The following is a 23117-nucleotide window of genomic DNA, read 5'->3' as shown; positions in this document are numbered from 1 at the left end:
TCCGAACAAAGGCTCAGGTCCGCTCACCGCGGACGGGACCAGACGCCAAACGACGCGTCGGGTTACAGTCGCGCCCTATACGTTGTACGTCTGTACGTAGTGGAGTCGCGCATCAGCCTTGATGTCGAACTTCAAGCTCCGGAACTGTTTGCGCCACTGTTTGTCGCCAGGCCACTGATCTGGGTGTTGCCTGTACAGGGTGAGCCCGAGTCCGAAGATGTCCGTTCCCCATCGCCGTTGACTGGTCGCGAGGCTCTCTCGAACGAAGGTTTGCACTTGTTTGGACACGGCGCGCTCCAATTGCTTGCGACGCGACGTCGATTGCAGCCTGGCGCAGATGCCCCCTTCGATGTCGCCGACGAGGCGGGTGCGAATCTGCACCTTCTGAAACCCGGATGCCGCCGTGGGAAAGCGAATGTCGGTGTGTACCGATTTGATGTTCACCGTAAACCTTCCGTCTCCCTCCGGGCACCGGAAATCGGTAACCGTCCGTGAACACTGATTCTCGACAAATGTCCAGCCCAAAACAAGCTTGTGGGACAGGGTGCCAACCAGTCGGTTCCCTTGAAACACGGCGAGCCCGTGGATTCGCGGCGACGAGGACGGGTCATCCGCAAAGACCGCGAAAGAATACGGCTCCACGCCGGGAGTGACCAAACGCTGGTGAAAACCGCCCACAGATCCTTCATAGGGGCGGTCAAGGAGGATGTCGTTAGTAAAAAAATTGGTCAAGTAGCGGGCAGGAATCGGGTCCGTTGGCGGATTGAACTTCGTTATCTGCTCCGCAGAAGCGAACGATATGCACAACCACGCATTGCGCGGCACAATCCGCGATTGGACCAGAGGATTGAGAACCGGACTAATCCCTTGCCGGGCCAACTGCTGATTCACAATCACGGCCTGCAGATGGCCAAAGAACAACCTCCGGTCCACCGAAAGTTGAATTCGATGCACCGCCTCTCCGACACTGGCCCCAGATTGACTGACGGTGATGGTCTTGCCCTGATTGGCGCCCCCCTCACCGCTGGTGATGGTTCCCAACTTGTGCGGCAACGCGATTTGCACCGATACCGTCACCCCCCCATGCTCTGCCGGATCGATGCCGAGCAAGAGGACAATGGCGCGCTTTTGCAATTCCACACCGTCCCAACAGCCAGACAACGGCAAAACCAGAGCCAACAACACAGCGATAAACAAGACCCTCTGCCTCACCGCCTGACCAGGCTCCCCGCGCCGCTCCGCTCGTGACGGACCGTTAACCACACACTCAAAGCGACCACGAGCACACACCCAAAACCGATGCTGCTGGCCTCATAGAGTTTCGATGTGCCTACGTAAACATCCGCAATCCACGCCAGGCTGCCGCAGGTCCCCAGGACAAGGCAACCGCGCGCGACGCTTGGCATCCGAATGTACGGACGGATCAGCATATAGGCCCCGAAAACACACAAGTTTAACAAACCGGAGACGGCAATCAAGATGGGAATGAGGTTGATGACGTCCAGGCGTATGCCCAGTTGCATCCGCATGGCCTCAATGACGGGCCACTGCAAGGCGGCGCCTTCGAAAGCGCCAAAGTTCGCCAAAACCATGCAAAAGTCCAGGGCCATAAGAAGCAACACTCCCCCACCACCGAACAAGTAGGCACGGAAGGCTGTTCCGGGGGACAGCCACGCTTGGAACAACGGCGTATACAGCATAACCAGCGACCATCCGGGAAGCAACTGCAGTACGTGCGGCAAGGCGCCCAGCCATTGTCCTGCCTGCATTGGATTTGCCAAGGGGAATAAGTTGGCGAAATCCGCCCGGCGAAAGCACAACATCGACATGGCCAGGCCGAGCAGCAGAGCAGGCCAAAACAAAACCGCACAGTAACGCAACAGGGCGTCAACCCCCCCCACCAACAATTGAAGCGGAATGAGCAGGCCCAACACAATCAACACCGACGTCGGGGTGTAAGGCAGGACATCGTAATGAATCAGCTCGATACCCGATTGCAGCACCCGTGCCCCGTACAGGCAAAGAACGAACGCCCACAGGAAGTTCGCTAGGCGGCCGCCCCATCTGCCCAGCATGGTTTCCAGCATGGAGGCGGTATGGAGCTGGGGTGGGCCGTGGTCGCGATTTATCGCCATTACGGCCACAGTCAACCGGCCCAAGACCACCGCCAAGAGCCACCAGGCCATGAGCAGCCACCACACATTTGTGCCCGCGCCCTCCAACCAATCGGGAAACCAGTCGAAGGTGGCCGGGCCGAGCAACGGGATGAACACCAATATGCCATACGTCTGTGCATTTCTTCCGCGCATCATGACGGACGGCGTTTCCTTCCCCGCTGGGGACGCCAGCCGACCGCGACGCCTCCCAATGGACTCTGGTAGGTGGCCGGAACCGTCACTTTGCCAATCAACGGAAGGCGCACAAACGTGTCCCTCCATTCGCGGGATATTCCTTGGGCGAACGGCGTCAGATACGGGACACCGAACGATTTCAGGGTGCACAAATGGGCGGCCACCATGAGGGCGAACCAAAGCGTGCCCACAATGCCGAAAACAGCTGTGACGAGAAGCATGGGAAAACGAATCATGCGGGTGATAAACGCTGCCTCGTAATTCGGGATGGCGAAAGCGCCGAGCGCAGTCACGCCGACGACAACAACCATGATGGGACTGACGATGCCCGCCGTGACAGCGATGTCTCCGAGCACCACGCCGCCGACAATGGTGAACGATTGCCCCACCTGCTGCGGCATCCGATTGGCGGCCTCCCGCACCAGCTCCACCATCAACTCCATAAAGGCGGCTTCAAAGACGATGGGAAACGGGATGCCTTCGCGACTGGCGGCCAGTTGCAACAACAGATTGAGCGGGATGAGTTCCGGGTTGTACATGGTGAAGGCCACGTACATGGAAGGTCCGAAGATGGATACAATGAGCGCAAAGAGACGAATGAGGCGAAGGGCAGACCCGGACAGCCAACGGTGATCATGGTCATCGGCGGTGTGAAAGAAGGTAATCATCACGGCAGGCGCCAACAGCACAAACGGTGTTCCGTCCACAAGCACGACCACACGTCCCTCCAGCAGGGCGGACACCGCCTTGTCCGGGCGTTCCGTCGCCTGCACCTGCGGATACGGCGACCACGGCATGTCCTCAATCCATTGCTCCACCAAGCCGCTGTCCAACACGCCATCGACATGGATCCGCTGAATGCGCCGGGCCACCTCCTCCACGATTTCGCCATTGGCCACACCCTCTAGATAGAGGAGCACCGTCTTCGTCCGCGTACGGGTCCCGAGTATGAACTCGCGCATGGCCAAATCGGGATCCCGAAGGCGCGAACGGATCAGTGACATGTTCGTTTCGATAGATTCGGTGAATCCGTCGCGCGGCCCGCGGACAGAGACTTCGGCCTCCGGTTCTTGCGGAAGCCGCCGATCCGTGGCCGTCACGTCCACGACCACATAGTCGCGCTCCAGACACAGAACCGCCTTGCTGTCCAACAGAGCGCACATGGCTGCCACTGCGTCCTTCTCTATCTGAATTTGCCCTAGTTCCAAGGTGTTTTGTAGCCAGAGGTGAGCTTCCCGACCGTGGTGTCGCCGGCCCTGGAGCAACAATGGCCGCAACAGCCGTTCTTCCACCCGGTTGTGATCCACAATGCTGCCAATGTAGACCACGTCCAGGTGAGCGGGGGGAACAGGTCGAACCACCACGTCAAACGCAGGATGAATCTCTCGCAGCAAGGCGCGTGTGGTTCGCATCATGCCGACCTCCTTCCTGCCCGAGCCTGCCCGCGGCGTAGTCTGTCCAACTGCTCAGATATCTATGCCCGTTGGGTATAAACCGCAGACATCCGACCCATGCTAGGTGCAAGCTGGGGAGGAATCACATTGCTCGTGCTCATTTTGGTGTACATTCTTGAAACTGTGGCTCTCATGGCGATTGCCCTGCGGGAGGCCACTCGACCTCAGCGCGCCCTCAGTTGGCTGGTCATCGGCATCGTCGCACCCGTGATTGGTCCCCTGTTGTACCTGGCTTTGAGCTGGCCTGTCCGCATCCACCGCCAGGGTGTCGGTCGATCCGCTCGCCAGCGCACAAGTTCGGAACAACGAGGCAACGACACACCCGCGCCTGACGCACCTGCGGACAGCTTGGTCTCTGCATGGGCAGCGACCGAAAATCCGTCCTCGACCGGACCGTTGTCCGCAGCTTTAACCCGCATTACGGGGCAACCGCCGCGGCCTGGTCGTGTGCGCGTGCTCACCAACGGCCCAGAGACCTACGAGGCGCTGGTCGACGCGCTGAAATCTGCCCAGCGCCGCATCGACATGGAATATTACATATACCGCGCGGATCATGTGGGGCGCCTGGTCACGGCTACGCTCATGGAGCGAGCCCAAGCCGGCGTCAAGATACGATTTGTCCGCGATGGAGTCGGCAGCCGGCAATTCCCCAAAGAAACTGTGGCAGAAATGGCCGCGGTCGGCATTGCGTGCCGAACGCTGTTTCCACTGCGTTTTCCGTGGATTGGTCCCCGACTGAATTACCGAGACCATTGCAAGATCGTTGTGGTGGACGATGAGATCGCGTTTTTGGGCGGCATCAACATCGGCGACGAGTACACCGGACTCAAGCCTGGAATCGGCCACTGGCGAGACACGCACCTGTGTTTGACCGGCGAAGGCGTATCCGCGCTGACCGAGGTGTTCGAGATGAACTGGTCCATTGCCACCGCTGACTCGGCAACCCCGGAAGACCGTGCGGCCGTATCGGACACAAATCACCGGCGTCAAGCCCGCTGGCGCTGGCGTGGGCGCTTTGCTGGAATGCGCGCCATCCGCCGCACCCGGCCGGCTCTCTCGGTTGAGTTCGCAGACCTTGACGGTGGGGACTTGACGCAGAGCCGGGACCCAGGCCCAGCCGGCTCGGAACACCGCGAAGGCGCTCAGGGGCCAGCGGCAGCCGGATTGGCCGGCCAAGGCTCGGAAGCCCTGGTGCAATTGATTGCGAGCGGGCCGGACAGCCCGTCCCCGACACAGAAGGAGCTGTTCTTTCTGTGCATCACGCTGGCCGAGCGGCGGGTAGAAATCACGACACCATACTTCGCCCCCGATGCGGATCTGATCATGGCGATGAAAACCGCCGTGGCGCGCGGAGTGCGCGTGCGCCTGCTGGTCCCGAAACATCCCGACCACCGTTTGGTGGAACTCGCCAGCCAAACCTATTATGGCAGCCTGCTGGAGTCGGGGATTGAGATCTACCAATACGAGCCCGGAATTCTGCACGCCAAGGTGATGACCGTGGACGAAAGCGTGGCGGTGGTCGGCGCGGCCAACTACGACCCGCGCAGCTTCCGCATGAACTTCGAAGTCTCGGAAGTGATCTACAGCCAGGCTGTAAACGAGCACCTGCGCAACCAGTTTGAACGCGACCTCGAATCGTCGACGCCGCTCCACCTGGCGGACCTGCGCCAGCGACCGTTGTGGCAGCGCGCACTCGACCGGGCAGCCCGCGTGTTCGCTCCGCAGTTGTAAGCGCATGGGCCAGTTCACTGCATACGTCTTCGCGCCGAGCGACAATCGCGGCGCGTCTTGCCCTTGGACTCGAAGCACTTTGACATACGTACATCAAAATTATGAACCCTATCCATCATTTTTGATTGACAAGCACGAGACCCATGGATTATAACAAAGTTACCACACGAAAGGACCTGTGCTCGATGAAAGCCGATTCAAGGGTGACAAAGAAACAGATTGCCGAGCAAACAGGACTCTCCCTGTCGACCATCGACCGGGTGCTCAACAACCGCGGGCACGTGAAACCGGAGACGTATCGCCGGGTCATGGAAGCTTGCAGGGAGTTGAACTACCAGGTCAACCGTTCAGCCAGCCTGCTCTCGCGCAAGCGCGATATCATGATTGGCATCGTCTTGTTCACCTATCCGACATTTTTCTGGGATCAAGTAGAGAGAGGCGTCCAGAAGGCTTATCAGGAGCTACGCGACTACGGGCTGCAAGTCGAGGTGATGAGGATTGACAACACCCCCGACGTGGATGTGGACAGGGTGCGGGAGGTCATTGATTCCGGCCGCTTTGCCGGACTGGCGCTGGTAGCCAGCGACGATCAGTTCATCGGTATCATTGACCGCTGTATCGACACGGGCTTCCCGGTGGTGACACTGAACACAGACGCTCCTGCGAGCAAACGATTGTTTTATGTCGGATGCAACTACACTCGAGCCGGCCGGCTGGCAGCAGAACTGCTGTGTAAGTTTGTCGGCCGGAAAGGGAAAGTCACCCTGATCACCGATTCCTGGACGTCGTTTCAGTCGCACCAAAAAATCCAGGGGTTTCGCGAAGCCCTTGCGGAATACCCGCACGTCCGCATGGTGGGTCCGCTCAAGTTCGAATTGGCGGATGCGGCCAATACCATTCAGGCGCTTGCCGATGACCTGCGAAACGTCGACGGCATCTATGTCTCAAGTGCCGAGTTGGTGCGCGTAGCCGACCTCAAGCAGGAGATCAACCCGGAGGCCGTTCTGATTGGCCACGACATGAACCCGGAGATCTACACGCACCTGCAGTCTGGGGCCATAACCGCGGTCATCTGCCAAGACCCAGAGGCGCAGGGGTACCTTACGGTGACCAAGTTGTTCCACCGCATAGCCCTGAGCGAAGATGCGGACGGTCCCGAGCACATCACCAGACTGGACGTTGTTGTCAAAGAGAACGCGCGCTTCTTCATTTGATCCAATGGGAAGGGCTGACTTTTGGGCGCAGAGACAGCGCGTTCCCTGCGCTTCCAGCGAATTCAGCCACCCGGCTCAGCGCTTGCGTGGTCAGAACGCGGTTCCCGACCGGAGAAACCGCAAGCGGGAAGTAGTAGTCCATTTTGACGTACGTACATCAGAATTTGATGCAAAAAATAATCAAAAACAACCACTCATTGGTCATCTTCGGCCGTCAACTGAAAGGTGGTGAGGCCTACCTGCGCCACAGACGCCCTGCACAGGAAGCAACCGTATAGACTGGTATTGAGCAGCTATTGAGGAGAGAACACGAGGGGGAGCGATGATGAAAAAATTGTCTCTGGCCGCAGGCAGTGCCCTGGTCTTGGCTGCAGCCGTGACGGGTTGCGGCAGCTCGGGAACATCGAATACTTCGAATACGGGCGGATCGACGGGCACGGTGAGCCTGAACTTTCTGCAAAACAAGCCGGAAGTCGTCGACCAATGGAATCAGTTGATCAAAGCTTTTGAGAAGCAGAACCCGAACATCAAGATCAAGCAGATCAATCCGCCCAACACGGATACGACGCTGCAGTCAGACCTGGCAAAGGGGCAGATGCCGGATATCGTGGCGATGGGCGCCGACGCGACGTTCATCCAGATGGCGAAGAACGGGGTCTTCAAGGACCTCTCCAACGCTCCAGAGTTAGACAAGGTGTCTCCCGTGTACTTAAAGATGCTGGAGCAGGAAGTGGGCAAAGACACACCGTACGCCCTGCCCTACACGGTCAACGCGGTGCCTATCATCTACAACGTGGACCTGTTCAACAAGTATCACCTCAAAGTCCCGAAAACCTGGGACGAGTTGATGAACGAGGCCAAGCAAATCCAGGCTGCTGGCGGCACACCATTCTACAACGGGTTTAAGGATGCGTGGACCCTCGCCCCCATCTGGAACGCACTGGCCGCCAACACGGAGGGAAGTTCGTTCATCCAAGATCTGAAGGCCGGTAAGACCACGTTCGCCAAGAGCGATCTGACGGCCGCCAAGTCGATGCAGGAATTCGTGAAATATGGGCAGTCGAACCAGTTCGGCGTTGATTACAATGACGCCAATGTCGGTTTCGCCAAAGGGAAGTCGGTGTTTTACGCGCAGGGCATCTGGACTCTTCCGGTCATTCGCCAGGCCAACCCGAACATCAAACTCAGCACGTTTGTGGTGCCGGCGACCAACGACCCCAGCAAATTGAAGATGGTCTCTGGTGTCGACTCGCTGCTGACCGTCACCAACAGCGGCAACACGGCCAAGGAACAGGCCGCCATGAAATTCATCGATTTCCTTCTGGAGAAAAAGAACGCCGCGCAGTACGCCAATGCGGCAGGTCTGTTCTCAACCGTGAACGGCGTCAAAAATTCGGATGAAGCCTTGAAGCCGCTGCAGCCGTACATTGACCAGGGCAAGGTGGTCGATTTCGACGACCACTACTACCCGCCCGCCATGGCTGCCGGCAACCAGTACGAATCGGTGCTGCAGGGAGCCCTGTCGAAGAAGCAATCGGTGCAGCAGTTGTTGCAACAGCTCGACAGCCTCTATCAGCAGAGCGCGTCTCACCAGTAAAATCGACGAGTCCGGGGCGGAGCGAGTCAACCGCCCCGGGCGCCAGATGAGGAAGTGTTGAGGTTGCTCAAGTCAGTGCGCCGGTCCTGGCCGTATCTGTTGATGACCATTCCCGCGCTGGTGCTGTTTTTCTACTTCCATACCTGGCCTGCCCTGCACGGGATATTTCTCAGCTTCACCAACTGGAATGGGTTTGGCCCCTATCATTTCATCGGGCTGAAGAATTACGTCGACCTGTTCCACGACCATCAGGTGCTGCACGCATACGGTTTTACGTTCCTGTTTGCGTTTGTCACCACTGTACTCGTGAACGTAGTGAGCCTGCTGATTGCCCTGGCGCTCAATGCACGCATCAAGCTGCCGAACACGTTCAAGGCCATCTTTTTCCTGCCATACGTGCTCAGCACGCTGATTGTCTCGTTCATTTTCAACTACCTGTTTTCGAATGTTATCCCCGACGTGGCGACTCAATTGCACCTGACCGCCCTGTCGCAAAATCTGTTGGGCACTCGTTGGGCTTGGGTGGGCATCGTCATCGTCTCCGTGTGGCAAGGGGCTGCATTCAACACGCTGCTATACTTGGCAGGTCTGCAGACCATACCGGATGACGTCTATGAGGCTTCCAGCATCGACGGGGCGTCCCCGTGGATGACATTCTGGCGCATCACCCTGCCGCTCATCGCACCCTTCCTGACGATAAACATGGTACTGGCGGCGAAAAACTACCTGCAGGTGTTCGACCAGGTGGTGGGCATGACCAATGGCGGGCCGGGCACGGCCACACAGTCCGTCTCGTTCGTCATCTACACTAACGGCCTGGGTGGCGGCGAGCTGTCCTACCAGTCGGCGAACGCGGTCGTGTTCCTGATTGTGCTCGTCATCGTGGCACTGGCGCAGGTCCGCCTCATGCAGGGACGGGAGGTGCAACTGTGAGAACGCGCACCAATTGGCCAGCCATGATCTTTCTGATCGTTGGAGCCTTGTTCATCCTGTTTCCGATCTACATGGCCATCGCCGTCGCCGTCAAATCGCCACAGGAGTTGGCCCAGTCGGTGCTAGGGTTCCCCAGCCACATTCACTGGGATAACTTCCGGCAGGCGATGAGCATCACGCACTACTGGCACACCTTTGGCAACAGCCTGCTCATCACCTTTTTCGCGGTCGTCCTGACCGTGCTGAGCAACTCGATGGTTGCATACGCCATCGCCCGCAACATGCACACACCGCTGTTCAAGGGCATCTATTACTACTTTTTCGCCGCCATGTTTGTCCCGTTTCCCATCCTGATGCTGCCGCTGGTTCACCAAATGAGCAGTATCGGACTGGCCAATCGGGTGGGGCTGATCATTCTCTACATCGTGTACGGCATCTCGTTCAACGTGTTTGTCTACATCGGTTACCTGAAGTCCATTCCGCTCGAACTGGAAGAAGCGGCGCTGGTGGACGGCGCCAGTCGCTGGCGGATCTTCTGGCAAATCGTGTTTCCCCTGTTGGGACCCATGAATGCCACCGTCGCCATTCTGACCGGCCTGTGGGCATGGAACGACTTCATGCTGCCCCTGGTCATGCTGTCCGATCCGAACCAATACACGCTGCCCTTGGTGCAATACGCGTTCCAATCGCAGTACAGCACCAACTATGACCTGGCGTTTGCATCCTACCTGCTGGCGCTGTTGCCGATGATCATCGTCTACCTGTTGTTCCAACGTTGGATTGTCAGCAACGTGACCAAAGGGGCTATTAAGTAAAGGGCGGGGATGCGATACACTGAGAGCAGCCTGAACCCAAACCTAGGGGGCAAGCAGATGGTCCGTGTGCATGGCATTTCGGTGCACGGGTGCAGCGTGGACGCAGAGACACGCTGCGCCCACTACCACAGCGTGCTTGACATCATCGCCATCAAGTTTTTCTGCTGCCAAATGTATTATCCCTGCCATCTCTGCCACGAGGCTGTGGCAGATCATCCAGCGCAGACTTGGCCGGCCGACCACTTTCATGAAAAGGCCATCCTGTGTGGCGCCTGTGGGTCCGAACTCACCATAGAAGAGTACCTGGCGTGCGCCAGCCGCTGCCCCTACTGCCGCACTCGCTTCAATCCAGGCTGCGCCCGGCATGCCCCTTTGTACTTCGACACCCCCGTGATCCGCTGACTGCGGGAGTGTGATCTTTCGCACTGTTCCCGCACAAATTGATGACATTTTTTCATCAAAACTGTGGCATATCTGTGACAAACCGCGTATACTGAATATTGACGGACGATTCCGACTTTGCGCAACCTGAATGGCGCTCCGTCTCCTGGTCAACGCTTAAGGAGGAATGGATATGCTGCCGGAAGAGCGCTCGGATAGGGTTCGCAAGTTTAGACTCGCGGCATCCGAATCAGCTGCGCCAAAACCGTTCGGCCGCGTGGTACACGTGCCCGCCCGCCGATGGCGGCGATACAAGCGCCGCGACGCGCGCACCCCGGAACAAAGACGGGACCTGGTGTTCATCACCGTCTTCCTCGCGCTGCTTGCCTTGATGACGCTGCTGCCGGACCTGCGGGGCTTCGCCTGAACTCGACTTGGCGCACAGGCTCCCGTCCCCGCCCGAATGGGAAAAGGCCGCCTGCCCCAGGCGGCCTGTCTTTGTTCACGGTTCACGCCGACTGAAACTCCGGGTCTTCGTAAGGGTGCGCCACCCACCCAGACGGATCGATAAACAGCCGGATGGCGACAACCTTGCGCTCATCAGTCAGGGTGAAAAAGTGCGGGTTATTCTCGGGAACGGAGATGACGTCTCCCGCCTCCAGTTCGACATCGAAATAGCCCGTGTCGCCCTGTCCCTTGATGACGAACACGCCGCTGCCCGCCACGATGGCCCGCACCTCGTCCTCGGTGTGGGTGTGCACCTGCTCGAATTTCTTGAGCAGCTCCTCCAGGTTCGGAGTGGATTCGGACAAGGAGATCACGTCCCACTTCACATAACCGCGGGCTTTGGCCAACTGCTCGATGTCCTGTTGAAAAGCGGCGAGCACCTGCTCCTGCTCCGCCTCGTTCAATACAAACCGGCCCCGCAGTGAAGCCGGCAGCTTCTCCGCCTGCCAATGATCGTAATAGACCTGATTGGCGTCCAAAAACCGACGCACCGCCGCCTCTTCAGAAATCGTTTCTCCCGTGTTTCTCACACGAATCTTCGCCATCTGCTCAACCTCCCGATGGATGCACAGCATCAGCCTTGCAGGTTGCCCTCATCATAGAACACGCCGCACACAAAGTCCATTGACAGCCCCGGGACGCGTCTATATATTATGGATATCTCGCCTTGGACAGATAAGCCGCCAGTGACCATTCCATCACCCTATCCGGAGTCGTGAAGGGACCGGCCGATGTGCTCGGCAACCGGCCCTGCCATGGGTGCGGGGCGGATTCCTTGCAGACTTTCTTGGAGGATAAGGATGACCGCCGCGGGTGCGTCTCTTTCTGACGGAAAGGGGCGCTTTTTTGCTGGGTTTGCCACTTGATCCAACCTATCCAACCGTTGTCCGCAGCCCATTTGCACGCAGGCGGCCCGATATACCGGAGAGGAGGCTCCATATGGACAACCATACGGCCCCGTATGTGCTGGCAACCTACGAATTGGAGGACAAGCCGAGCGCCTTGGAAAAGCGGGCCGAAGGCATCGCAGTCGGCCTGACCGTCGGGTCTTGGACCGACCTGCCCGCCGCGAAACAGGCCTCCATGCAACCGTATCGTGGTGTGGTGGAAGGAATTGAAATACAGGAGGAACTCACGGCAGACCGGGTCCGCGCCCGCATCACCATCGGCTACCCCGTCGCCAACCTGGTGCCGAGCATCGCCGCGCTATTGACCACGGTCTTCGGCAAGCTGTCGATGGACGGCGTCATCCGGCTCGTGGACCTGCGATTGCCTACGGCCTACGTACGCCAATTCCCCGGTCCTAAACTCGGCGTCCAGGGTGTGCGCGAACGCCTCGGCGTCGGCGAGCGCCCGCTGGTCATGAGCATCTTCAAGTCCTGCATCGGCCAGACCCTTGAAGAGCTGACCGGGCATTTTCGCGAGCAAGCCTTGGGCGGCGTGGACCTCATCAAAGACGACGAGATTTTCTTCAGCGAAACCCTGGCGGCACCGGAGGCCCGGGTGCAACGTTTCCGCGAGGCAGCCGCTGAAATTGAAGATGAACTGGGCAAACCGGTGTTGTACGCGGTCAATCTGAGCGGCCCCATCTTCGACCTGCGGGACAGGGCCCGACGTTTGGTCGAGCTGGGAGCCAGCGCCCTCTTGCTGAACGTCGTGGCCTTCGGCTACGATGCGCTGCAGCACCTGGCGGCAGACCCCGAAGTGGCGGTGCCCATCCTGGCCCACCCCGCCATCTCCGGGGCCCTCTACGGCGCTCCCCACCACGGTATCGCCTCGCACATCGTGCTCGGTCAGCTGATGCGCCTTGCCGGCGCCGATGTCGCCATCTTCCCGTCACCGTACGGATCGGTCACGCTGCCGGTCGAGGAGGGACAGGCGCTGGTCGCGGCCCTGCGCGAAACCAACGGTCTGCGGACGGTGTTGCCGGCTCCGTCGGCCGGCGTGCACCCGGGACTGGTACCGAACATCGTGCGCGACTTCGGGCACAACGTCATTCTCAACGCCGGCGGGGCCATCCACGGCCATCCCCAAGGCGCCACAGGCGGCGGTCGCGCGTTTCTCGCCGCGGCGGAGGCCGTGGCCCAAGGGGTGCCGCTGGCAGAGGCGGCGGAGGCCAGCGAGCCCCTGCGCCTGGCGCTTGAGCGGTGGGGGTTGCCGGCATGAGGGGCGCCCCAAGCCTCGCCTTTTACTGCGACTTTGACGGCACCATCGCCCAACAGGACATGATTGGTGCCATCGTCCGCCACTTCCTGCCCGAGACCGGGCAGGCGATTGTGGACAAGGTCACCGCTGGCGAGTGGTCCGTGCGGCAGGGGGTTGAAGCGATGTTTGCCGAGATCCCGTCCCACCTGTTGCCCCAGATCCAGGCGTTTGCCCGCCAGGAGACGCGCGTCCGCCCAGGCTTCGCGGAATTCGTGGCGACATGCCGCCAGCGCGGTTGGCGGCTGACGGTGGTCAGCGGCGGTTTCGACTTTTTTGTTCATCCGGCGCTGAAGCCGTACCAGGATGTGGTGTCCGTCTACTGCAATCGTCTGGATGATGCGGGGCCCTACCTGCGGGTGGTCTGGAGTGTGCCCTGCGATGAGGCGTGCGACGGCGGCTGCGGGTTGTGTAAACCCACCGTGATTCGCCGCACCCGCCGCCCTGGCGAGCGCGTGGTGGTGATTGGCGACGGCGTGACGGACCTGAAGCAGGCGCAACTGGCCGACTTCGTGTTCGCCAGGGACAAACTCCTGCAGGCGTGCCGCAGCCTCGGCCTGAGGCATGCCGCCTTTGAGACGTTTTACGACATAATCGGCCACTTGACGACGGACCTTGTATGGAAGGAGTAATCGGGGCATGGCATTTTCGGTCGATCCGGCCGCGCCTGCGGTGCGCGCGGCGCGGCAGAAGGTCTGCCAACTGGCCGGCGAGCTGGCCGCGCGCGGTTGGCTTCCGGCCACCAGCGGCAACCTGTCGGTGAGGGTCACCGACGCCCCGCTGGTCATCGCCATCACGGCGAGCGGTTGGGATAAACAGCACCTGTCGGAGGACGGCGTGATTTTGGTGGACGAGCACGGCCAACTCGTCGAAGCCAGCACAGAAAAGCCCTCGGCCGAGACGGCGGTTCACACGCAGCTGTACACCCGTATGGGCTGTGGCGCGGTGCTGCACGTTCACACGCTCTACAACAACTTGGCGTCCGACCTGTATTTCTCGGCCGGGGCGGTCCCGTTGCAAGGCTACGAACTGCTCAAAGCGCTCGGCCACTGGGAGGAAAACGCGCGGATTGAGGTGCCGATTGTCGAGAACCACGCGGACCTCAACCGGCTGGCCGGCGCGGTCGCCGCCGTCGCCCACCCCGATGTCCCGGGTGTGCTGGTGCGCAACCACGGCATCTACGCGTGGGGACGGACCCCATCTGACGCCAAGCGGCACCTGGAGGCGCTGGAGTGGTTGTTCGAATACCATCTGCTGCGGCTTCAGTACGCCCTCCCGAAAGCGACCGATGCGCGCATCGCAGACTGAAACCGCTGCCGGCCGAACAGTTCGCTGACAGCCGGGCGGAACAGGCGGCCAGCGACAGAACGAGAGAGACTGGCCGCAGACATGGAAGAGGAGAATGCCCATGAACAAATAGTTAGTGTACGCCGGTCGGACGGAAGCCGAGCACACGTTAGGCGTACAGGGCACCCCCATGCAGTCCAGTTCAGAAGCGGACTCCATGATCTTCAAGACGGAGCCAAGCGCCTATCCTGGCAGGAGCGATGGCTGGCCTGTTGGAGCAGGAGCATAACGTCCTCGCGGGGCTACCTCGGCCTGGCTCAATGAGCCCACCGTTTCAGTTTGCGCACATGGCGGTTGAGCAAATATCCGCCTATCCAAATCAGGACGATGACAATCCCGCCGATGACGAGCCAGATCAGGTAGCGGCGCTTGGAGACGCCGAGAAACACCAGAGCCGCTCCCACGTAATAGGGAATGCCACCCACCGCCGATGTCCAGAAGTAATCCCATGTACGGACCGACTTCATGACGCCGGCGGTATAATTGACGACGATGAATGGCAGCGGAACCACGCGCGCCAACAACAGGCCGAGCGGCCCGCCGCGGCCAATCCACTCATTCACCTGCTGAAACCGCTCCTCGGTGATGAAGCGGCGCAGCATCTTTCCCCCGTAACGGCGGGCCAGCCAAAACGTCGTCATGGCTCCCAGCATGGAGCCCGCCCAACTGTACAGGCTACCCAGCCACGGTCCGAAGATTTTCATTAAGATGACGATGAGAAACTCCGAGGGCACCGGAATGATACAAAAGATGGTCATCAGGATGATCCCGATGACGCTGGCAAGCGGACCAGAGGCGATGATCAGCCTGGACAGCCTATCCGATTGGTCGTAGTGAAAAAACGCCACAACGCAGGCCACACCTACCGCAAACAAGACAACCGTCACCGCAATTTCGCGTAACCCGACTACCTTGGGCCGGGGTACAGCCAAATGACGCCCATCCGCGGCCCCAGAACCCCCAGACTGGCGGCCAGCTGTTGCTGTCCATGCCTCGGCGCGCCCACGGCCGACTTTCTGCGATTGGGCGCTACCACCTTCGTTTGACGCGGCCTTCCCGGTCGTGATGGGACACCTCCCCACGAACACCCAAATCCCCTAATATAAGATAGCATAACCGAAACAGCCGCGTTTCAGGAATTCCTGACCCCAGAACCCATGTCCGCAGCCAATCTTCCTCGCCCCTTCGACAAAGTTCTCAACCATAACATACAGAACTATGCTATGATGGACCCTGCATCCAAACAAATCCCGATACGCAAGGAGGTTGAAGCATGCCGGCGGCAGTCGAAATCCGGGAATTGACCAAGACCCTCGGCCGCAGGCCTGTGGTGGACCACCTCTCGCTGGACATCCAACCCGGCGAAGTGTTTGGTCTGCTGGGCCCCAACGGGGCGGGCAAGACCACGACCATCCGCATGATGGTGGGACTCATCTCTATCACCCACGGACATGTGCGCATCCACGGCCACGATATTCGCACCGAGTTTGAAGAGGCAATCCGCCACGTCGGCGCAATAGTAGAAAATCCTGAAATGTACAAATTCCTGTCCGGCTACGACAACCTGCGTTTGTACGCGCGCATGCACAAAGGGATAGGCAAGGACAGGATTGACGAGATTGTACGTTTTGTCGGATTGGAATCGGCCATACACAAAAAGGTGAAGACCTACTCGCTCGGCATGCGTCAACGTCTCGGTCTGGCGCAAGCGTTGCTGCACAACCCGTCTGTCCTCATCCTCGATGAACCCACCAACGGGCTCGATCCGGCCGGTATCCGCGAACTGCGTGATCACCTTCGCCACCTGGCCGAGGATCAAGGGGTGGCCGTTATCGTGTCCAGCCACTTATTGACCGAGATGGAACTGATGTGCGACCGCGTCGCCATCATCCAGAACGGCCGCTTGGTGCAGGTGCAGACGGTGCGGGAGCAGGCCCATCAGGAGGCCCAGTTGGTGGAGTTTGAGGTGGATGCGGCCGACATCGCCAGACAGGTGTTGGCGGATTGTGGGCAGACCGAAGTCGAGGTGAGCGGGCAAACGCTGCGTCTTGCCGCCGCGCGCGACGATATCCCGGAGATCAACCGCCGGTTGGTCGAGCACGGTGTCGCGGTGTACGCCATCCAGAGTCGGACCAAGAGCCTGGAGGACCAATTCCTCGAAGTGACAGGAGGTGGGCAGCATGCTGCAGCTCATTCACAATGAAAACGTGAAAATCTACCGCCGGCTGCGCACCTGGATTTTCGGCGCCCTCCTGTTGCTCGCGGTCATCGCGATGGCTGCGCTGACCGACAAGGCGTCCCACTCGCAAGCCACGCATACGAGCTGGCGGCAGGAGTTGAAACAGGAGAACCAGCAATTGCAGCAGACCCTCGACCGTTCCGGGGACAAGCTCCCAGCCAGCACCAGAACCCAATTGCAGACTCAGATCAACGAAAACCAGTACCGGCTCGACCACGACATCCCTCCGGCCAAGAACTCGGCCTGGGATTTCACCAATAGCGCCGCTTCGTTGATGGTGCTGGTCACCTTGTTCGCCGCGGTCGTGGCGGCGGACATCATCGCCAGCGAATTCTCGTCCGGGGCTATCAAACTGCTGCTCATCCGGCCGGTTCGTCGCAGCAAAATCCTCATGGCCAAGTACGCCGCCAGTCTCTTGTTCGCACTCGCCTTGATTGTGGAACTGGCCGTCGCCGCATGGCTGGTCGGCGGCATCGTGTTTGGCTTTGATGGCTTTGCCACCCCGTACCTGTACGCGGACACGTCCGGCCACATTCATCAGATGCCGATGTTCGCGCATGTCCTTTCGACCTACGGGCTCAAGTGCGTGAACCTGCTGATGATTGTCACCATTTCGTTCATGATTTCCGTCCTGTTGCGCAGCAGCAGCTTGGCCATTGCCATCTCGCTCCTGCTCCTGTTCGTCGGCAGTACGCTGGTGGAAGTTCTGAGCAACCACACCTGGGTCAAATTCATTCTCTTTGCCAACACCGACCTCACCCAGTACATGGAAGGGACACCGGTGGTGAAGGGGATGACTCTGACCTTCTCCATCATCGTGCTGGCGGTGTACTTTGTCATCTTCCATGTGGTTTCATGGTTGACCTTCACCCGCCGCGACGTATCCGGAAACGGGTGATGCCTGCCGCACAAGCGGATGCCAGCCGCTAAGCCGCGCGCGCCTTGATGTCGGCGGTGCGGCTTGGCGCAGCATCCACCAAGCGCTGAACCACTGAGTTAGTTCCGATCTCCCACCGCCCCACGGTGACATTCGTATTGGATGGCTTATGAATCCGGCGCCCAGGCCTGCCTACTCGCGGTCCTCGTCGACCATCCGCCGTGTGGTCGATCCGCCCAGCCACGCCACAATCAGTCCGACAATGGCCCACACCACAATCATGGTCACAAGGGAAATGAAGTGGGTGGTCGTCGAGTTGGCCAAGGCCACCGCTTTCTCGATAGCATCCTGAGACAATTGCCCATGGGAACTCTTCTGCAACTGCTCCGCCGTTACATGGGTGAAAAAACCGGCCAAGCCGCGAAACACCCCATACACCGCCCCCACCCACGCGCCTGTCCACACCGGCCGCCAGGCGTGCTGTTTCGCCAGTCGCCCCGCCCAAAACAGCAGCACAAGCAGGAGGATGTTGATGATCCAAGCCGCCACCGTCACCACACCGCCGCGGTTGCCCAATCCCGCCTGCACCAGCAAACCCGCAATCCCCAGCACCGCCGCCGCTACCGCCAATGCTCCCCGTGATTGGATGCGCAATGCATACCCTGCCTTCCATTTCTATCGTTGTTTGCAGTATAACATGAAAGCACGGGAATCAACCGAATTTAATGGACGGTCCATCCACTCGACTCGCCGGCGATATGGGGTTACAAAAACTTGCGCTGCACCCGCCTACCGTCGTAACTGAACAGGACCGCCCGGTCGTCCACCACCGTCTCCAGGTGGCAGCCGCGTCCCCACAGCCGGTGCACGTACGGCAGCGTCTTCTCGACGTGCTTGAGGTCCAGTTCCACCCCTTCATAACCGTGCTTCAGGTACAACTCACCGTTGTTGTGGTAATCCCCGTCCGCCACCCAAATCACCGGAATGCCGCCATTGACCCGCGAGGCGCAGAGGTGATCGCGCACCTTTTCCCAATCGGTCTCCACAACCTTCCATTCATTTCCTATCTTCTGGTACAGGTACAGATCCAGGTCTTCAATCAGTTCCTTGGTCAAGTAGTTGCGCAGGAAAGAAACGTCCGTCTCCGTCTCGCGCACCTCAAACATTTTGTCCCGACCCTGGCCCGGTTCCCGACCAAACCGTTCCCGCTCCTCCTCTGTAGGGTCATTCCAACGCTTCTCAATATCCTCCCAGATGGCCAGTCCCAGTTGATACGGGTTGATGGTGGTGCGCGAAGGAAGCACGACACCGGCGTGCATCTGCGCGAAATCGACGGCCTCCGCGTCCGTCAAATCCATCTCGCGCATGATGCGCAGGTGCCAATAGGTCGCCCAGCCCTCGTTCATGATCTTGGTTTCCAGCTGCGGCCAAAAGTACAGCATCTCTTCCCGGAGCAGGGAGAGGATATCCCGTTCCCACTCCTCGAGCACCCGGCTGTAGTCGATGAGGAACAGCATCAGGTCACGTTCCGGGACCAGCATCCGTTGCGCTGAGCGTCGGGCATAAGCGTCCGCCCCCGCCTCGTCGCCCCCATGTTTCGCTTGCCCATCCGTCCCGTTCCATCCGTTCTCCTCGCCAATCTGCCACAAATCGTCGTAAGGTCCCGTGCGCGGGCGCGCCCGCTGCCACTTGTCCTCGCACAGGCGTCGCATCCGCTCGCGCCGCACCGTATCCGCGTGCCACGAGGCGTCCACATGCTGCTGCAGGGCGATACCGGCGTCCAACACCTGTTCCACCCGCTGCCGCCCGTACTCCAGCTCGTACCGGCGCACCCGCTCCGCGTTCGCCGCCATCCTCTCCACCATGTCCCGCGAGGTTTGGGCAAAGGCGATATTGTTCTTAAAGAAATCGGAGTGGCCGAGCACGTGCGCACAGACCGTCTTGTTCTGCAGCAGCGTGTTTCCGTCCAGCAAAAACGCGTACGACGGGTTCGAATTGATGACCAGCTCGTAGATGCGGCTGAGGCCGAAATCGTACTCAAGCTTGAGGCGATGGAACGCCTTCCCGAAACTCCAGTGGCTGAACCGTGTCGGCATGCCGTACGCGCCGAACGTATAGATGACATCGGACGGGCACACCTCGTACCGCATCGGAAAGTAATCGAGGCCGAACCCGTCCGCAATCTCCATGATCCACTCTATCGAGCGCTCCAGTTCCTTCAGCTCCGCGTCGTTCATCCAAGCCCCTCCCCATCGCCGTCACGCCGGCCGCGAGGTGTCGTCGCGGACGCTGAAAAACGCCTTCAGGGCTTGGTAGATTCCAGCCTTCTCGCGGATCACGACGGTCCGGAAATACGGGTGATTGATCTTCCCGAAGGCGTTCATCAGAGTGGACCCGCGACCGTACTGATTGACTTCCGCGTAGCCAAACATTTGCGATTGTTCGCACAGTTTTTCCACCAGCCGCACACACCGCTCATTGTCCGAAGTCAGATTATCCCCGTCCGAGAAGTGTATCGGGTAGATGTTGTACCGCTGCGGCGGATACTCTTTCTCGATGAGCGTCAACGCGTACTCGTAAGCCGATGAGCAGATGGTGCCGCCGCTCTCCCCGCGGGTGAAGAAGTGCTCCTCGCTGACCTCGCGCGCCTCCGTGTGGTGGGCGATATAGCGGATTTGCACCGTCTCGTACTTGGTCCGCAAAAACCTCGTCATCCAGAAGAAAAATGTGCGCGCGCAGTACTTCTCGAACAGCCCCATACTGCCTGACGTGTCCATCATGGCGAGCACCACAGCTTGGGAATCAGGCTCCTCCACGTCCTCCCAGGTCTTGTAGCGCAAGTCGTCCGGGCGTATCCGCCAGTTTAGTCCATCCTGGCGAGCGGATTCCCGCTGGCTGCGACGAAGCGATTCCAGCAGCGTGCGCTTCTTGTCGATATTGCTGGCCAGGCCGGTTTTTCGCACATCGCGGAAGTCGATGTCGCGCGCCACCACGTCATCCGGCGACTTGGGCTTGAGGTTGGGCAGGGTCAACTCGGAAAACAGCTCCGCTTCGATGTCCTCCAGCGCCACCTCCGCCTCCACATAATCCACGCCGGGCAGGTTGCCGGCTCCCTGCCCCTGTCCGGGCTGCGGCGGCCCATCGGAGGCAATCACGTCACCCACCTGGGAGTCCCCCTTGCCCGTGCCGGCCTGCTTGCTCTTGTTGAAGTTGTAGCGAAACCGGTATTCCTCCAGGGAACGGATTGGAATCCGGACAATCTGCCGCCCATCGCTCATGATGATGCCTTCGTCGCTGATAAGGTCTGCCAGATTCTCCTTGATGGCCTGCTTGACCTTTTCTCGATGCCGTTCCTGGTCCTGGTACCCTTTTCGGTGCAGGGACCAGTCTTCCTTGCTGAGGGTGAACTGCGAGGCCGCCATCACGCTCCCTCCTCTCACACCAGGGTGCTCGAAAACCGCTCATCGGTTGAGCAGGCTGCCGGTGTAGCGCAAAAGCTCGTTCGCGCAGACCGCGCAGTAGCCGTGTTCATCAATCAACCGGGCCACGACCTCGTTGACCTTCTTCAGCTGCGATTCATCCGGGGTCTTGGTCGATGTCGTGATCTTCACAATGTCCTTCAAATCAGCAAACAACTTCTTCTCTATCGCCTCGCGCAGCCGTTCATGCGAGCGGTAGTCGAACTTCTTGCCACGCCGCGCGTAGGTCGAAATGCGAATGAGGATCTCCTCGCGAAAGCTGCGCTTCGCGTTCTCGGAGATGCCAATCTGCTCTTCAATCGAACGCATCAACTTCTCGTCCGGGTCCATCTCCTCGCCGGTCAACGGGTCCTTGATCTTCTGCCAACTGCAGTACGCCTCGACATTGTCCAGGTAGTTCTCCAGCAGGGTTTTGGCCGATTCCTCAAAGGAGTAGACGAACGCCTTCTGCACCTCGGTCTTCGCCATCTCGTCATACTCCTTGCGGGCCGTCGCAATGAAATTGAGCAAGCGCTGTTTATCCTCTTTCGAAATCGACGCGTGTTGATCCAGCCCGTCCTTAATGGCCCGCAGCACGTCCAAGGCGTTGATGCAGGTGGTGTCCTGGCGGACCAGGGCGGTCGAGATGCGGTTGATGATGTAACGCGGGTCCAGCCCGAACATGCCCTCGTCCGGGAACTCTTCCTTGAGCTCCTTCACATCCGCGTCCTTGATGCCCTCCACAACTTGGCCGTTGTACACATACAGCTTCTTCAGCAGATCGATGCCCTGCTTCTTGGACTCGCGCAGGCGGGTCAAGATCGAAAAGATGGCCGCCGTGCGCAGAGCGTGCGGGGCAATGTGAATGCCTCGCAAATCGCTTTGCTTGACCAGCTTCTCGTAGATCTTGACCTCGTCGTCCACTCGCAGGTTGTACGGGATGGGCATGACAATCATGCGCGACTGCAGCGCTTCGTTCTTCTTGTTGGCGATGAACGCCCGGTATTCCGCCTCGTTAGTGTGGGCGACAATCATCTCGTCCGCGGATATCAGAGCAAACCGACCAGCCTTGAAGTTGCCTTCTTGGGTCAGACTCAGCAAATGCCACAGGAACTTCTCGTCGCACTTGAGCATCTCTTGAAACTCCATCAGCCCGCGGTTTGCCTTGTTCAATTCGCCGTCAAAACGGTATGCGCGCGGATCGGATTCCGATCCGTACTCCGTGATGGTGGAAAAGTCGATGCTGCCGGTCAGGTCCGCGATATCCTGGGACTTGGGGTCAGACGGGCTGAAGGTGCCGATGCCCACGCGCTTGGTTTCCGACAGAATGACGCGCTCCACGGGTACCTTCTCGATGTCCCCGCCAAAGTCCAGTTCCAAGCGCAGCTGGCAGGCAGGGCAGAGGTTGCCCTCAATGCGGACACCGTACTCGGCCGCAAACTCATCGCGCAGCGCCTCCGGAATCAGATGCAACGGCTCTTCGTGCATCGGGCAGCCTTTTATGCCGTACAGGACGCCCTGCGGGGTGCGGCTGTACCGCTCCAGGCCGCGCTTGAGCATGGCGACAATGGTGGATTTTCCGCCGCTGACCGGTCCCATGAGCAACAGGATGCGCTTGCGCACCTCGAGCCTACGGGCCGCAGCGTGAAAATACTCCTCAACCAACCGCTCTATCGTGGCGTCCAGGCCGAACAGTTCGCGTTCAAAAAACCGATAGTGGCGGCGTCCGTCCGCGTCGGTCTCAATGCCGGCGTCCGCAATCATATCGTAAATCCGGTTATGGGCCGTCTTCGCCACGTCGGGGTTTTGGCGGACAATCTCCAGGTAATCAAGAAAGGTTCCTTCCCAGCGCAACTCCTCTTCTTCGGCCCGATACGCATTGAGACGAGAGAGAAAGCTCATGACGTCATCCCCCTTTTGTCCGGGCCCGAGCCCTCGTGGTTCATCGCCTCGAGTAACGAGACCTGCTCGCCAACACTGTCCCAGTATCCGAGGATACGCGCCGTATTTA

21 protein-coding genes are annotated in these 23117 nt (G+C 59.5%); 12 read left to right on the top strand and 9 right to left on the bottom strand.

Translation table 11 applies throughout. The features are described from left to right. Positions 1-75 precede the first annotated feature (75 nt). The 3 genes from ASH01S_RS09425 to ASH01S_RS09415 are packed head-to-tail and all read right to left on the bottom strand — an operon-like array spanning position 76 to position 3763. Positions 76-1212 carry a Ger(x)C family spore germination protein gene (locus ASH01S_RS09425; protein ID WP_169794214.1) on the bottom strand — a complete coding sequence of 379 codons (1137 nt, stop codon included), beginning with the start codon at positions 1210-1212 and terminating at the stop codon, positions 76-78. Continuing rightward, a complete protein-coding gene (locus tag ASH01S_RS09420) occupies positions 1209-2312 on the bottom strand; it encodes a GerAB/ArcD/ProY family transporter (RefSeq protein WP_067926995.1) in 1104 nt (367 codons plus the stop codon). The genes ASH01S_RS09425 and ASH01S_RS09420 overlap by 4 nt, the downstream gene beginning before the upstream one ends. After that, complete coding sequence (locus ASH01S_RS09415; protein WP_067926992.1) at positions 2309-3763, bottom strand: spore germination protein; 1455 nt, start codon at positions 3761-3763, stop codon at positions 2309-2311. The genes ASH01S_RS09420 and ASH01S_RS09415 overlap by 4 nt, the downstream gene beginning before the upstream one ends. Before the next feature lie 135 nt (positions 3764-3898). Between ASH01S_RS09415 and ASH01S_RS09410 the strand changes: the two genes are divergently transcribed. The 7 genes from ASH01S_RS09410 to ASH01S_RS09380 all read left to right on the top strand — a co-directional run bounded on the left by ASH01S_RS09410 (position 3899) and on the right by ASH01S_RS09380 (position 10903). Further along, positions 3899-5536, top strand: a complete 1638-nt coding sequence (locus ASH01S_RS09410; RefSeq protein ID WP_245629019.1) for a phospholipase D-like domain-containing protein — start codon at positions 3899-3901, stop codon at positions 5534-5536. A gap of 185 nt (positions 5537-5721) precedes the next feature. Continuing rightward, a complete protein-coding gene (locus ASH01S_RS09405; RefSeq protein ID WP_067926985.1) occupies positions 5722-6750 on the top strand; it encodes a LacI family DNA-binding transcriptional regulator in 1029 nt (342 codons plus the stop codon). A gap of 325 nt (positions 6751-7075) precedes the next feature. Continuing rightward, positions 7076-8347: an ABC transporter substrate-binding protein gene (locus ASH01S_RS09400; RefSeq protein ID WP_067926983.1), complete on the top strand. Its 1272-nt coding sequence runs from the start codon at positions 7076-7078 to the stop codon at positions 8345-8347. Between the two features lie 102 nt (positions 8348-8449). Further along, positions 8450-9280: a carbohydrate ABC transporter permease gene (locus ASH01S_RS09395; RefSeq protein ID WP_067927078.1), complete on the top strand. Its 831-nt coding sequence runs from the start codon at positions 8450-8452 to the stop codon at positions 9278-9280. Then, positions 9277-10095: a carbohydrate ABC transporter permease gene (locus tag ASH01S_RS09390; RefSeq protein ID WP_067926980.1), complete on the top strand. Its 819-nt coding sequence runs from the start codon at positions 9277-9279 to the stop codon at positions 10093-10095. Before ASH01S_RS09395 ends, ASH01S_RS09390 begins: the two co-directional genes overlap by 4 nt. Positions 10096-10152: 57 nt before the next feature. After that, entirely contained in the window at positions 10153-10497 is a 345-nt protein-coding gene (locus ASH01S_RS09385) for a CHY zinc finger protein (RefSeq protein WP_067926977.1), read from the top strand. A 172-nt stretch (positions 10498-10669) separates the two neighbouring features. Further along, positions 10670-10903 carry a hypothetical protein gene (locus ASH01S_RS09380; RefSeq protein ID WP_067926974.1) on the top strand — a complete coding sequence of 78 codons (234 nt, stop codon included), beginning with the start codon at positions 10670-10672 and terminating at the stop codon, positions 10901-10903. A gap of 82 nt (positions 10904-10985) precedes the next feature. On the opposite strand, the gene ASH01S_RS09375 is transcribed toward ASH01S_RS09380, so the two are convergent. Then, positions 10986-11528, bottom strand: a complete 543-nt coding sequence (locus tag ASH01S_RS09375; protein WP_067926971.1) for a 1,2-dihydroxy-3-keto-5-methylthiopentene dioxygenase — start codon at positions 11526-11528, stop codon at positions 10986-10988. Positions 11529-11922: 394 nt separating this feature from the next. Between ASH01S_RS09375 and ASH01S_RS09370 the strand changes: the two genes are divergently transcribed. From ASH01S_RS09370 to mtnB, 3 genes are read left to right on the top strand one after another with little or no spacing between them, the layout of a single operon-like run. Then, positions 11923-13149: a 2,3-diketo-5-methylthiopentyl-1-phosphate enolase gene (locus ASH01S_RS09370; protein WP_067926968.1), complete on the top strand. Its 1227-nt coding sequence runs from the start codon at positions 11923-11925 to the stop codon at positions 13147-13149. Further along, positions 13146-13817 (top strand): MtnX-like HAD-IB family phosphatase, encoded by a 672-nt coding sequence (locus ASH01S_RS09365; RefSeq protein ID WP_067926966.1) that lies wholly within the window; start codon positions 13146-13148, stop codon positions 13815-13817. The genes ASH01S_RS09370 and ASH01S_RS09365 overlap by 4 nt, the downstream gene beginning before the upstream one ends. Before the next feature lie 7 nt (positions 13818-13824). After that, positions 13825-14493 (top strand): methylthioribulose 1-phosphate dehydratase, encoded by a 669-nt coding sequence (gene mtnB / locus ASH01S_RS09360; RefSeq protein ID WP_067926963.1) that lies wholly within the window; start codon positions 13825-13827, stop codon positions 14491-14493. Positions 14494-14789: 296 nt separating this feature from the next. Here the strand turns inward: mtnB and ASH01S_RS09355 are convergent, their stop codons facing one another. Then, positions 14790-15464 carry a TVP38/TMEM64 family protein gene (locus ASH01S_RS09355; RefSeq protein WP_067926960.1) on the bottom strand — a complete coding sequence of 225 codons (675 nt, stop codon included), beginning with the start codon at positions 15462-15464 and terminating at the stop codon, positions 14790-14792. 341 nt (positions 15465-15805) lie between these two features. Between ASH01S_RS09355 and ASH01S_RS09350 the strand changes: the two genes are divergently transcribed. Together ASH01S_RS09350 and ASH01S_RS09345 are read left to right on the top strand one after the other, a co-directional pair. Then, positions 15806-16735 (top strand): ABC transporter ATP-binding protein, encoded by a 930-nt coding sequence (locus ASH01S_RS09350; protein ID WP_067926958.1) that lies wholly within the window; start codon positions 15806-15808, stop codon positions 16733-16735. Further along, complete coding sequence (locus ASH01S_RS09345) at positions 16713-17669, top strand: DUF2705 family protein (protein ID WP_067926955.1); 957 nt, start codon at positions 16713-16715, stop codon at positions 17667-17669. The genes ASH01S_RS09350 and ASH01S_RS09345 overlap by 23 nt, the downstream gene beginning before the upstream one ends. A gap of 171 nt (positions 17670-17840) precedes the next feature. Here the strand turns inward: ASH01S_RS09345 and ASH01S_RS09340 are convergent, their stop codons facing one another. The 4 genes from ASH01S_RS09340 to ASH01S_RS09325 all read right to left on the bottom strand — a co-directional run bounded on the left by ASH01S_RS09340 (position 17841) and on the right by ASH01S_RS09325 (position 23008). Further along, complete coding sequence (locus ASH01S_RS09340) at positions 17841-18302, bottom strand: hypothetical protein (protein ID WP_067926953.1); 462 nt, start codon at positions 18300-18302, stop codon at positions 17841-17843. Positions 18303-18412: 110 nt separating this feature from the next. Then, the gene (locus tag ASH01S_RS09335; protein ID WP_067926951.1) at positions 18413-19885 is read right to left on the bottom strand and encodes a SpoVR family protein; all 1473 of its coding nucleotides are present in this window, start codon (positions 19883-19885) and stop codon (positions 18413-18415) included. Positions 19886-19906: 21 nt separating this feature from the next. Further along, a complete protein-coding gene (gene yhbH, locus ASH01S_RS09330) occupies positions 19907-21070 on the bottom strand; it encodes a sporulation protein YhbH (RefSeq protein ID WP_067926948.1) in 1164 nt (387 codons plus the stop codon). 39 nt (positions 21071-21109) lie between these two features. Then, entirely contained in the window at positions 21110-23008 is a 1899-nt protein-coding gene (locus ASH01S_RS09325) for a PrkA family serine protein kinase (protein WP_067926944.1), read from the bottom strand. Positions 23009-23117 lie beyond the last annotated feature (109 nt).

It is taken from the genome of Alicyclobacillus shizuokensis NBRC 103103 (genome assembly GCF_001552255.1).
GTDB classification, from domain to species: Bacteria; Bacillota; Bacilli; order Alicyclobacillales; family Alicyclobacillaceae; genus Alicyclobacillus_G; species Alicyclobacillus_G shizuokensis.
This window is presented reverse-complemented; position numbering and strand designations above follow the sequence as displayed.